The organism is Streptomyces sp. NPDC059142 (assembly GCF_042755665.1).
GTDB lineage: Bacteria > Actinomycetota > Actinomycetes > Streptomycetales > Streptomycetaceae > Streptomyces.
Map to the genome: position 1 here is coordinate 1 of NZ_JBHZDA010000141.1, position 11334 is coordinate 11334.

At 73.9% G+C, this 11334-nt stretch carries 12 protein-coding genes; 1 reads left to right on the forward strand and 11 read right to left on the reverse strand.

What is annotated here, in order from left to right:
• Window positions 1–99: 99 nt before the first annotated feature.
• The 5 genes from der to aroH form a co-directional block, all read right to left on the reverse strand.
• Window positions 100–1560, reverse strand: coding sequence for a ribosome biogenesis GTPase Der (der, locus tag ACFXPK_RS30795; protein ID WP_385007920.1), 1461 nt, complete (start codon window positions 1558–1560; stop codon window positions 100–102).
• 73 nt (window positions 1561–1633) lie between these two features.
• Window positions 1634–2347 carry a lysophospholipid acyltransferase family protein gene (locus ACFXPK_RS30800; RefSeq protein WP_385007922.1) on the reverse strand — a complete coding sequence of 238 codons (714 nt, stop codon included), beginning with the start codon at window positions 2345–2347 and terminating at the stop codon, window positions 1634–1636.
• Window positions 2305–3012: a (d)CMP kinase gene (gene cmk, locus ACFXPK_RS30805; RefSeq protein ID WP_385080414.1), complete on the reverse strand. Its 708-nt coding sequence runs from the start codon at window positions 3010–3012 to the stop codon at window positions 2305–2307. Before cmk ends, ACFXPK_RS30800 begins: the two co-directional genes overlap by 43 nt.
• Before the next feature lie 188 nt (window positions 3013–3200).
• Window positions 3201–4286 carry a prephenate dehydrogenase gene (locus ACFXPK_RS30810; RefSeq protein ID WP_385007098.1) on the reverse strand — a complete coding sequence of 362 codons (1086 nt, stop codon included), beginning with the start codon at window positions 4284–4286 and terminating at the stop codon, window positions 3201–3203.
• Window positions 4283–4654 (reverse strand): chorismate mutase, encoded by a 372-nt coding sequence (gene aroH, locus ACFXPK_RS30815; protein WP_385007100.1) that lies wholly within the window; start codon window positions 4652–4654, stop codon window positions 4283–4285. Before aroH ends, ACFXPK_RS30810 begins: the two co-directional genes overlap by 4 nt.
• 74 nt (window positions 4655–4728) lie before the next feature.
• Here aroH and ACFXPK_RS30820 point away from each other — a divergent pair, with 74 nt between their 5' ends.
• Window positions 4729–5421, forward strand: a complete 693-nt coding sequence (locus ACFXPK_RS30820; protein ID WP_385007102.1) for a DNA polymerase beta superfamily protein — start codon at window positions 4729–4731, stop codon at window positions 5419–5421.
• Between the two features lie 3 nt (window positions 5422–5424).
• On the opposite strand, the gene ACFXPK_RS30825 is transcribed toward ACFXPK_RS30820, so the two are convergent.
• The 6 genes from ACFXPK_RS30825 to ACFXPK_RS30850 all read right to left on the reverse strand — a co-directional run.
• Window positions 5425–6273, reverse strand: coding sequence for a DNA polymerase beta superfamily protein (locus ACFXPK_RS30825; protein ID WP_385007104.1), 849 nt, complete (start codon window positions 6271–6273; stop codon window positions 5425–5427).
• A 3-nt stretch (window positions 6274–6276) separates the two neighbouring features.
• Window positions 6277–7299: an ADP-ribosylglycohydrolase family protein gene (locus ACFXPK_RS30830; RefSeq protein WP_385080417.1), complete on the reverse strand. Its 1023-nt coding sequence runs from the start codon at window positions 7297–7299 to the stop codon at window positions 6277–6279.
• Entirely contained in the window at window positions 7296–8069 is a 774-nt protein-coding gene (locus ACFXPK_RS30835; protein ID WP_385007108.1) for an NUDIX domain-containing protein, read from the reverse strand. Before ACFXPK_RS30835 ends, ACFXPK_RS30830 begins: the two co-directional genes overlap by 4 nt.
• A gap of 358 nt (window positions 8070–8427) precedes the next feature.
• Complete coding sequence (locus tag ACFXPK_RS30840; RefSeq protein WP_385080419.1) at window positions 8428–9627, reverse strand: pseudouridine synthase; 1200 nt, start codon at window positions 9625–9627, stop codon at window positions 8428–8430.
• A complete protein-coding gene (scpB, locus tag ACFXPK_RS30845) occupies window positions 9627–10202 on the reverse strand; it encodes an SMC-Scp complex subunit ScpB (RefSeq protein ID WP_385008059.1) in 576 nt (191 codons plus the stop codon). Before scpB ends, ACFXPK_RS30840 begins: the two co-directional genes overlap by 1 nt.
• Window positions 10203–10273: 71 nt before the next feature.
• Window positions 10274–11334 (reverse strand): segregation and condensation protein A (locus ACFXPK_RS30850; RefSeq protein ID WP_385080421.1); only part of this gene is annotated, 1061 nt, incomplete at its 5' end.

An 11334-nucleotide genomic window follows, 5' to 3' on the forward strand; every position in this document is an offset into this window, starting at 1 on the left:
AGCCGGGGGGGGGCGCGCCCCGCCCCCCCCCCCCCCCCCCCCCCCCCCCCACCGCGTTACGGCGCTCCGTCCTCCGGGCGCTTCCGCGCGCCCGTCCCGCTACTTCTTGCGCCCGCGCTTCTCCCGCACCCGTACCGAGATGTGGATCGGGGTGCCCTCGAAGCCGAACTCCTCGCGCAGTCGGCGCTCCACGAACCGCCGGTACCCGGCCTCGATGAAGCCGGAGGCGAAGAGCACGAAGCGCGGCGGCTTCGTGCCGGCCTGGGTGCCGAACAGGATGCGGGGCTGCTTGCCGCCCCGGATGGGGTGCGGGTGGGCCGCGACCAGCTCGCCGAGGAAGGCGTTGAGCCGGCCGGTCGGGACACGGGTCTCCCACCCCGCCAGCGCCGTCTCGATCGCCGGGACCAGCTTCTCCATGTGGCGGCCGGTGCGGGCGGAGACATTGACGCGGGGCGCCCAGGCGACCTGCGCCAGCTCCGTCTCGATCTCCCGCTCCAGGTAGTAGCGGCGCTCCTCGTCGAGGGTGTCCCACTTGTTGAACGCCACGACGATGGCGCGGCCCGCCTCGACGGCCATCGTGACGATGCGCTGGTCCTGGACGCTGATCGACTCGCTCGTGTCGATCAGGATGACCGCGACCTCCGCCTTCTCGACGGCGGCGGCGGTGCGCAGCGACGCGTAGTAGTCCGCGCCGGCCTGGAGGTGGACCCGGCGGCGGATGCCCGCGGTGTCGATGAACTTCCAGACCGTGCCGCCCAGCTCGATCAGCTCGTCGACCGGGTCCCGGGTGGTGCCCGCGATCTCGTTGACCACGACCCGGTCCTCGCCCGCGACCTTGTTCAGCAGGGACGACTTGCCGACGTTGGGACGGCCGATGAGGGCGATCCTGCGCGGGCCGCCGAGCGCGGTGCCGAAGGTCTGGGCGGGGGCCTCGGGGAGCGCTTCGAGGACCGCGTCGAGCATGTCGCCGGTGCCTCGGCCGTGCAGCGAGGAGACCGGGTGGGGCTCGCCGAGGCCGAGCGACCAGAGCGCGGTGGCGTCCGCCTCGCCGCTCTGGCCGTCGACCTTGTTGGCGCAGAGCACGACGGGCTTGCCCGCCTTGCGCAGCAGCCGTACGACGGCCTCGTCGGTGTCGGTGGCGCCGACGGTGGAGTCCACGACGAAGACCACCGCGTCGGCGGCCTCGATCGCGTACTCGGCCTGGGCGGCGACGGAGGCGTCGATGCCCAGGACGTCCTGCTCCCAGCCGCCGGTGTCGACGATCTTGAAGCGGCGGCCCGCCCACTCGGCCTCGTAGGTGACCCGGTCGCGGGTGACGCCCGGCTTGTCCTCGACGACCGCCTCACGGCGGCCGATGATCCGGTTCACGAGAGTCGATTTGCCGACGTTGGGACGGCCGACGACGGCGAGGACGGGCAGCGGGCCGTGACCGGCCTCGTCCAGCGCGCCCTCCACCTCCTCGGCCTCGAAGCCCTCCTGAGCGGCAAGCTCCATGAAGTCCGTGTACTCGGCGTCGCCAAGCTCTCCGTGCTCGTCGGCGGAGTCGATGTGGTCGTTCATGAAGTCCGTACCTCGTTCATCGTGATCGGTGCGCCACGGCTCGCGGCGCACTACTGAAGTCGTGCTGGGTGTCCTACGGCCCGGTGGCGCCGGTGCGTCCGGTGAAGCGCCGGGCGTGCTCCAGGTGGGCGGTCAGCCGCTCCTGGATCCGTACGGTCGCCTCGTCCAGGGCCTTGCGGGTGCGCCGCCCGGACGCGTCGCCGGCCGCGAAGGCGTCGCCGTAGACGACGTCCACGCGGCTGCGCAGCGCGGGCAGCCCCCGTATCAGGCGGCCGGGGCGCTCGGTGGAGCCGAGCACCGCGACCGGCACGATCGGTGCCCCCGACCGTACGGCGAAATAGGCGAGCCCGGCGCGGAGCGAGGCGAAGTCGCCCTCGCCCCGGCTGCCCTCGGGGAAGATCCCCAGGACGCCGCCGTCCGCGAGGACCCCGAGCGCGTCGGTGATCGCGGTGCGGTCGGCGACGGCACGGTCCACCTTGACCTGCCCGATGGAGAGCAGGAACGGGTCGAGCGGTCCGACGAACGCTTCCTTCTTGATCAGGAAGTGGACCGGCCGGGGCGCCGTGCCCATCACCATCGGGCCGTCGATGTTGTGCGCGTGGTTGACCGCGAGGATCACGGGGCCGTGCGCCGGGACCCGCCAGGCGCCGAGCACCCGGGGCTTCCACAGCCCGTACATCAGCCCGATGCCGATCCCTCTGCCGACCGCCGCGCCCTTCGCCGAGGGCGGCGCGCCCGCCGCGCTCACCGCGCGGCCCGCTTCTCCTCCACCAGGGTCACGACGCACTCGATGACCTGCTGGAGCGTGAGTTCCGTGGTGTCCACCTCGACCGCGTCGGCGGCCTTGGCGAGCGGGGAGGTCTTCCGGCCGGAGTCGGCCGCGTCCCGCTTGACGAGCGCCTCGCGGGTGGCGGCGACGTCGGTCGCCTCCTTGCCCGTCAGCTCGCCGCTGCGGCGGGCCGCGCGGGCCTCCGGGGAGGCGGTGAGGAAGATCTTGACGTCGGCGTCCGGCAGGACCGTCGTCCCGATGTCCCGGCCCTCGACGACGATGCCGAGCGGCGCGGCGGCGGCGATCTCGCGCTGGAGTCCGGTGATGAGGGCGCGCACCTCGGGGACGGCGCTGACCGCGCTCACCCGGGCGGTGACCTCCTGAGTGCGGACGGGGCCCGCGGCGTCCACGCCGTCGACGGTGATGGTGGGCGCGGCCGGGTCGGTGCCGGAGGCCAGGACGGGCTTGGTGGCGGCGGTCGCGACGGCCGCGGCGTCCTCGACGTCGACACCGTTGCTGATCATCCACCAGGTCATCGCGCGGTACTGCGCGCCGGTGTCCAGGTAGCTCAGCCCGAGCTGGGCGGCCACGGCCTTGGAGGTGCTCGACTTGCCCGTGCCCGAGGGCCCGTCGATGGCGACGATCACAGCGGCCTGGGCGGTCCGGGCGGGGGTAGCTTCCACGGGGGACGGACACCTTCCTGAGTCACGGGGTGGATGTGCGGGGACGCGCACACGCCCCCGCACAAGGTTACCGAGTCTTCAGGGCCCCGATCGCACCCGTCGTACGGGACCTCGTCCGGACCCCGTACCACCGGTCACCGGCGGGCTCTCCCCGCGGTCACCGAAGGTCACCGGAGGCCACCGGATGGTCACTGCCGGATGGACCAGCCGCGTTCGCGCAGGGCCGCGGCGAGGACGGGCGCCGCCGCCGGTTCGACCATGACCAGGACCAGGCCGGCCTGCTGTCCGGTCGCGTGCTCGATGCGTACGTCCTCGACGTTCACCCCGGCCGCGCCGGCGTCCGCGAAGATTCGGGCCAGCTCGCCCGGCCGGTCGCTGATCTGGACCGCGACGACCTCGTACGCCGTGGGGGCGGCGCCGTGCTTGCCGGGGACCCGGTCCCGGCCCGCGTTGCCGCGCCGCAGGACGTCCTCGATGCCGGCGGCGCCGCCGCGCCGCTTCGCCTCGTCGGCGGACTGGAGCGCGCGCAGCGCCTCGACGGTCTCGTCCAGGTCGGCGGCGACGGCGGCCAGCACCTCGGCGACCGGGCCCGCGTTGGCGGAGAGGATCTCGACCCACATCGCGGGGTCGGAGGCCGCGATCCTGGTGACGTCGCGGATGCCCTGGCCGCAGAGGCGTACGGCGCTCTCGTCGGCCGCCTCCAGGCGGGCCGCGACCATCGAGGAGATGAGGTGCGGGGTGTGCGAGACCAGCGCGACCGCCCGGTCGTGCGCCTCCGCCTCCATGACCACGGGCAGGGCGCCGCAGAGCGAGACCAGCTCCAGGGCGAGGTTGAGGACCTCGGTGTCGGTCTCCCTGGTCGGGGTCAGCACCCAGGGCCGCCCCTCGAAGAGGTCGGCGGTTCCGGCGAGCGGGCCCGAGCGCTCCTTGCCCGCCATGGGGTGCGTGCCGATGTACGCGGTGGTGTCCAGGCCGAGCGCCGCCAGTTCGCGGCGGGGGCCGTCCTTGACGCTGGCGACGTCGAGGTAGCCGCGGGCGGCGCCGGAGCGCATCGCCTCGGCGAGCGTGACGGCGACGTGGCGGGGCGGTACGGCGATGACCGCCAGGTCGACGGGGCCCTCGGGCGCCGTGTCCGTACCGGCGCCGAGGGCGGCGGCGGTCCTGGCCCGGGACGGGTCGTGGTCGCTGAGGTGGACGGTGACCCCCCGGCCCGCCAGGGCCAGCGCGGCCGAGGTGCCGATCAGGCCGGTCCCGACGACGAGGGCGGTTCTCACTGGGCGATGTCCTTGCGCAGCGCGGCGGCGGCGCCGAGGTAGACGTGTGCCACCTCGGCCTTGGGCAGGTCCGACTCCATGTGGGCGAGGACGCGGACGACACGCGGCAGGGCGCCGGCGATGTCCAGTTCCTGGGCGCAGAGCAGCGGCACATCGGCCATACCGGCGAGGCCGAGGCCGCGCGCGGCGGCGGCCGGGAAGTCGCTGTGCAGGTCGGGCGTCGCGGTGAACCAGATGCTGATGAGGTCGTCGGCGGTGAGCCCGTTGCGCTCCATGATCGCGGTCAGGAGCTGCTTGACCTGCGTGTCCATGTGTCCGGACTCGTCCCGCTCCAACTGGACGGCCCCGCGAACCGCTCGTACCGCCACAACGTTCTCCCCAGAGTGATCGAGTGCTCCGTCCAGGGTAACGACCCGCCGCGCCGCCCCGTACGCTCGCGCGCATGACCTCGCCCGCTGCGCACTCCCTCGTCCGCGACCACACCGTCTTCGCGTGTGTGACGGGCTCACGCGCCTTCGGGCTGGCGACGGAGGGCAGCGACACGGACCGGCGCGGGGTCTTCCTCGCCCCGACACCGTCGTACTGGGGGTTCGAGAAGCCGCCGCTCCATGTCGAGGGGCCGGAGCCCGAGCAGTTCTCCTGGGAGCTGGAACGCTTCTGCTCCCTGGCGCTGAGCACCAATCCGAACGTCCTGGAGTGCCTGCACTCCCCGCTCGTCGAGTACGCCGACGCCACCGGCCGCGAACTGCTCTCGCTGCGCGAGGCGTTCCTCTCCCGGCAGGCGCACCGGACGTTCGTACGGTACGCGGAGGGCCAGCGCGGGAAGCTGGAGGCGGAGATGCGGCGCCGGGGCACACCGCGCTGGAAGCCCGCCATGCACCTGCTGCGGCTGCTCACCTCCTGCCGGGATCTGCTCCGTACCGGGGAGCTGGTCGTCGACGTCGGTACGGAGCGCGAGCCGCTGCTCGCGGTCAAGCGGGGCGAGGTGCCCTGGCCCGAGGTGCGGCGCCGGATGGCGGTGCTCGTCGCCGAGGCGGACGAGGCGGTCGTACGCTCCCCGCTGCCGGCCGGTCCAGACCGCGCCCGGGTGGAGGACTTCCTGATCCGTACGCGCCGCGCCTCGGCCCGCGCGTAGGGGTCAGCCCGCCAGCCGGGCGCGGACCACGAAGTCGTGCAGCGCCTCGTGCCCGGCGCCGACGGCCGCGCCGGGCAGCGACGTGGCCGACCGCGCCTCGTCCAGCACCGCGCGCAGCGCCTCCACGTCCCGCTCCAGCCGCTCCCGGCCGAGGCCGGTGGCCGGTGCGTGCTCGGCCTCGGCCTTGGCGGCGATCAGCTCGGGCAGGTAGCGCGGCGCCGCCACCTCCTGGAGGAGCGTGGGCAGATGCGCGAGGATCCCGCCGCCGCGCATCAGGTGCACGCCGGTGAGCAGCGCGCGGAAGGTGTAGAGCAGGGGCTTGAGTTCGCCGGTCCGCTCGAACAGCCGCCACTGGGTGCGGGCGAACCCGGCGTAGTGGTGGGCGTGGTGGCTGGTCAGTACGGCGGGGGCGAGCGCCATCAGCTCCCGGTGCGCCTCGGAGGTCCTGACCACCAGCGGGGAGAGGAGCTGCTCCAGCACATAGCCGTTGCGGCGGAGCATCAGCCGGACGAACTTGCGCAGGTCGTGGGTGACGAGGTCCAGCTCCACGCCGTCCCGGTCGCCCATCCGCGACCGGGTCTCCTCGGGCTCCCGGAGGCCGATCAGCGCGGCGACCGGGAGCAGGTGGACGCCTCGGAGGTCGACGTCCGAGTCGCGGGAGGGGAAGCCGTACAGATGCGCCCCGGAGACGGTCGCGAACAGCAGCGGGTCCGTCTCGGCGGCGAGGACCGGGCCGAGGTCGGTGGGCGGCAGCCCGGCGGCGCGCAGCCGGGCGGCGCGGCTCCGCTCCTCGGCGCGGTCCGGCCCGGCCGGGCGGTCCCGCTCGTCGGCGCTCATCTCGTCGGTACGCATGGATCAAGAGTCCCAGAGGGCTCCCAGCGACAGGAGGTCGCTGCGGTACTCGATCCGGTCGGCCCACTCCTTGGGCCAGGCGCCCGCGCCCAGGTACGCGCCGGCGAAGGCGCCCGCGAGCGCGGCGATGGAGTCCGAGTCGCCGCGGGTGCAGGCGGCCCTGCGCAGCGCGGTGACGGGGTCGGACGGGAAGAGCAGGAAGCAGAGCAGTCCGGTGGCCAGGGCCTCCTCGGCGATCCAGCCGTCGCCGGTGGCGAGGCAGGGGTCGGTCTCCGGGGAGAGCGAGCGCAGGGCCTGCTGGAGGCGTTCGAGGGCGTCCAGGCACTCGTCCCAGCCGCGGGCGATGAACTCCTCGGCGCTGGCGTCGTCGGCGTACGTCCACAGGTCGCCGAGCCAGCGCTGGCGGTAGTGCTCGCGGTTCTCGTACGCGTAACTGCGGAGCTGGCCCATCAGCGCCTCGGGTTCGCCGCCGTGCGAGAGCAGGTAGACGGTGCGGGCCGTGAGGTCGGAGGCGGCGAGGGCCGTGGGGTGGCCGTGGGTGAGCGCGGCCTGCAACTGGGCGGCTCCCGCTCGCTGTTCGTCGCTGAGTCCGGGGACGAGGCCGATGGGCGCGACGCGCATGTTGGCGCCGCAGCCCTTGGAGTGGATCTGGCTGGCGCGCTGCCAGGGCCGCTCACTGTCCAGCAGCATGCAGGCCTTCATGCAGGTGGCGCCGGGGGCGCGGTTGTTGTCCGGGGAGTGGTACCAGTCCACGAACTCGTCGCGTACGGGCCGCTCCAGACGGATCGGTCCGAGGACGCCGCGGTCCATCGCGGTCCTGATGCCGCGGGCGAACGCCAGCGTCATCTGGGTGTCGTCGGTGACGAAGGCGGGGTCCGGCAGGGACATCTCGCGCCAGGGGCCGCACTTGGCGAGGATCGAGGGAACGTCGTTGAACTCGGTGGGGAAACCGAGGGCGTCGCCGAGCGCCAGTCCGATGAGGGAGCCGGTCGCGGCCTGTTTGGTGAGGGTCCTCGCGATGATCATGCCGTCCGTCCTTCCGGTCGCAGCAGAGGTGGATGCAGCGTGGTGGCGGCGCCCGCACGGTAGAGCGCGGCGGGTTTCCCGCGGCCACCCGTCCGGCGCGGCGGCCCTTCCAGCGCCTGGACGAACCCTGGCGTGGTGAGGACCTTGCGCCGGAAGTTGGGGCGGTCGAGTGCCACGCCCCAGACGGTCTCGTAGACCTGCCGCAGCTCGCCCAGGGTGAACTCGGGCGGGCAGAAGGCCGTGGCGAGACAGGTGTATTCGAGCTTGGCGCCGACCCGGTCGTAGGCGTCGGCGAGGATGTCGTCGTGGTCGAAGGCGAGGGACCCTCGGTCCTTGAACTCGGTCCACCGGGCGCGGGCGGCGTCCCCGCCGCCGCGCGGCTCGGGCAGGTCCGGCACGAGCGCGGCGTACGCGACGGAGACGACCCGCATCCGGGGGTCGCGGTCCGGGGCGCTGTAGGTGCGGAGCTGTTCGAGGTGGAGCGCGCCCGCGGTCTCCTCCGACAGGCCCGTCTCCTCGGCGAGTTCGCGGCGGGCGGCCTGCCCGGCGGACTCCTTCGGCAGGACGAAGCCGCCGGGCAGCGCCCAGTCGCCCCGGTAGGGGGCCTCGCCGCGCTCGACGAGCAGGACGTGCAGCCGGCTGTCGCGGACGGTGAAGACGGCGAGGTCGACCGTGACCGCGAAGGGCTCGAAGGCGGACGGGTCGTACGGCGGGGCGTCGTACGGGGGCAGGGCCTCCGCCGTGGCGGCGTGCCGCTCGGGCGGGCTCATCGTGGCCCCCGCCGGACCCGCGGACCCGGTCCACCCCCGTGGGACCAGGTCCGCCGGCGGTCACCGGTGGGGGGCAGCACTGGACTCACGCCCGCCTCCTTAATGGTCATGTTGACTATAAAGCGGGACGGGCCGCCGCGACAAGAGAGAAGCGGGGGGGCGGGGGGGGGGGGGGCGTGGGCGGCCCGCACCCGCCCACGCGGGCGCCGCGCGGCGCTGCGGGGGGGAGCGCGCGGCTGGGGGGGGCTCCCCCCCCACACCTCCCCCCCCGGGGGGGGGGGGGCCCGGGGGCTTCCCTTCCGTACCACCGGCGCCGGAGGCACCGGTGGTCACAGGGGCGTTCACCTCTCGGGGTCGCTCAGAGGCCGACTTCCTTCATCAGCATGCCGACCTCGGTGTTGGTGAGGCGGCGCAGCCAGCCGGACTTCTGGTCGCCCAGCGGGATCGGTCCGAAGGACGTACGGACGAGGCGGTCGACCGGGAATCCGGCCTCGGCGAGCATCCGGCGGACGATGTGCTTGCGGCCCTCGTGGAGGGTGACCTCGACCAGGTAGTTCTTGCCGGTGTTCTCGACGACCCGGAAGTGGTCGGCCTTGGCGTAGCCGTCCTCCAGCTGGATGCCGTCCTTGAGCCGCTTGCCCAGGTCGCGCGGGAGCGGGCCCTGGATCGCGGCGAGGTAGATCTTCTTGACGCCGTACTTGGGGTGCGTCAGCCGGTGGGCCAGCTCGCCGTGGTTGGTGAGCAGGATGATGCCCTCGGTCTCCGTGTCGAGCCGGCCGACGTGGAAGAGCCGGGTCTCGCGGTTGGTGACGTAGTCGCCGAGGTTCTGCCGCCCGTCGGGGTCGCCCATGGTGGAGACGACACCGGCCGGCTTGTTCAGCGCGAAGAAGAGGTGCGACTGGGTGGCGACGGTCAGCCCGTCGACCTTGATCTCGTCGTGCTCCGGGTCGACGCGCATGCCCTGTTCGAGCACGATCTCGCCGTTGACCTCGACGCGTGCCTGCTCGATCAGCTCCTCGCAGGCGCGGCGCGAGCCCATGCCCGCGCGGGCGAGGACCTTCTGGAGCCGCTCGCCCTCCTGCTCGGCGCCCGGGTTGGTCCTGGGCGTGGTGATGGAGGGCTTGCCCGCGTACCGGTCACGGTTGCGCTGCTCGATCTTGGCGTCCAGCTCGCGGGGACGGGACGGAGCGCCGCGCCGGGGGCCGCCCTTGCCGCCGCGCGCGCCGCCCTGCGCGGGCTTGGGACCGCCCTTGGCGCCGCCCCTGGCCGCCGCGCCACGGGCGCCGCCGCCCTGACGCGGCCCGTCGCCCGAGCCGCCCGGACCGCCGGAACGGCGGGCGCCGCCCGGGGCGCCGGACGCGCCGGAACCGCCGCTGGGACCCGAGCGGCCGACGTCGTAACGGCGCTCCTCGGGACGCGGGCGGGACGGCCGCTTCGGCTGGTCGTCCCGCCCGTCGGCACCCCGGTCGTCCCGGCGCTCCCGGTCGTCCCGGCGACCGCCGCTCCCGCCTCCGCCGTTCCGGTTGGAGCCGCCGCTGTTCCTGCCGTTGCTTCGCATCAAAAGTCCGTCTTGTCGTCTGCGTGGGTTTCCGGGGCGTCAGGCGCGTCCGGATCGAACGACGGGACGCCTTCCTGGCTCTCGGCCTCGATCGCGTCCGCCTCGGGGAGGAAGGGCGCGAGTTCCGGTAGCTCGTCCAGGCCGCGCAGGCCCATCCGCTCCAAAAAGTAGTTCGTCGTCCTGTACAGGATCGCACCTGTTTCGGGTTCCGCGCCCGCCTCCTCCACCAGCCCGCGCTGGAGGAGGGTGCGCATGACGCCGTCACAGTTCACTCCCCGTACGGCGGAGACCCGGGAACGGCTCACCGGCTGGCGGTACGCGACGACCGCCAGCGTCTCCAGCGCGGCCTGCGTCAGCCGGGCGTGCTGGCCGTCGAGCACGAAGCGCTCGACGGCCTCGGCGTACTCGGGCCGGGTGGAGAAGCGCCAGCCGCCGGCGACCAGCCGCAGCTCGAAGCCGCGGCCCTGCACGGTGTACTCGTCGGCCAGCTCGCGCAGCGCGTCCGCGACGGCGCCCCGGGGCCGGTCGAGGACCTTGGCGAGATGGTCCTCGGTCGCGGGTTCGTCGACGACCATGAGGACCGCCTCCAGGGCGGGCTTGAGGTCCACGTCCAGGTCCCGGACCGTGGTCCCCGGCTGCCGCTCGCTCACACCGTCTCCTCGCTCTCGTCTCCCCCGCCGGCGGCTCCCGCGCCGTCGCCGGGCGGCCGGTCGAACTCGTCCGTCACCACGGGCTCCGTACCGCCGTCCCCGCCCGTCCAGCGAACCATGAGCGGCCCCAGCGCCTCGTCCTGGTCCAGGGAGACGGCCCGCTCCCGGTACAGCTCCAGCAGGGCCAGGAAGCGCGCCACGACCGTGAGGGTGGCATCGGCGTCCCCGGCCAGCTCCTGGAAGCTCATCCCGCCCCGCTCGCGCAGCAGGGCGACGACGATCCCGGCCTGTTCCCGTACGGAGACCAGCGGCGCGTGGATGTGTTCCACGTACACCTGCGGCCTGGGCCTGGGCTGCATCGCCTTCACGGCGAGCCGGGCGAACCCCTCGGCCCCGACGCCGATGACCACCTCGGGCAGCAGTTCGGCGTGGTGCGGTTCCAGTCCGACGGTACGGGGATGGCGCAGGGCCTCGCTCTCCAGGCGCCCGCCGAAGATCTCCGCGATCCTCTTGTACGCGCGGTACTGGAGCAGCCGGGCGAAGAGCAGGTCGCGGGCTTCGAGGAGCGCGAGGTCCGCCTCGTCCTCGATCTCGGCGGCGGGCAGCAGCCGGGCGGCCTTCAGATCGAGCAGGGTCGCGGCGACCACCAGGAACTCGGTGGTCTGGTCGAGGTCGCCCTCGGGTCCCATGGCCCGCAGATGCGCCATGAACTCGTCGGTGACCTGGGAGAGCGCGACCTCGGTCACATCCATCCGGTGCTTCGAGATGAGCTGGAGCAGCAGATCGAAGGGGCCCTCGAAGTTGGCGAGCCGCACGGTGAACCGGCGCTCGTCCCCGGCGTCGCCCCTGTCCCCGCCGTCTCCGCCGTCTCCCCCGTCCCCGTCTGCCGCGTCCGCCGCCCCGGCCACCGGATCCGGAGTCGGGTCCGGCTCCGGGTCGGGGTCCGGAGCCAGTGCCGCGACCGGCGTCGGCTCCGCCTCGGGCTCCGGCGCCGCCGGCCCGGCCCCGGCCGGCGCCGGGTCGGACACGGCGGCCTCCGGCCGGGCGGGCTCCGCCC

Bases quoted from the DNA above. Each gene is read 5' to 3' on its own strand.
- scpB (WP_385008059.1), bottom strand. From the start codon at position 10,202: ATGGTCGTCGACGAACCCGCGACCGAGGACCATCTCGCCAAGGTCCTC.
- ACFXPK_RS30820 (WP_385007102.1), top strand. From the start codon at position 4,729: ATGACCTCGCCCGCTGCGCACTCCCTCGTCCGCGACCACACCGTCTTC.
- der (WP_385007920.1), bottom strand. From the start codon at position 1,560: ATGAACGACCACATCGACTCCGCCGACGAGCACGGAGAGCTTGGCGAC.
- ACFXPK_RS30835 (WP_385007108.1), bottom strand. From the start codon at position 8,069: ATGAGCCCGCCCGAGCGGCACGCCGCCACGGCGGAGGCCCTGCCCCCG.
- ACFXPK_RS30830 (WP_385080417.1), bottom strand. From the start codon at position 7,299: ATGATCATCGCGAGGACCCTCACCAAACAGGCCGCGACCGGCTCCCTC.
- ACFXPK_RS30825 (WP_385007104.1), bottom strand. From the start codon at position 6,273: ATGCGTACCGACGAGATGAGCGCCGACGAGCGGGACCGCCCGGCCGGG.
- ACFXPK_RS30840 (WP_385080419.1), bottom strand. From the start codon at position 9,627: ATGCGAAGCAACGGCAGGAACAGCGGCGGCTCCAACCGGAACGGCGGA.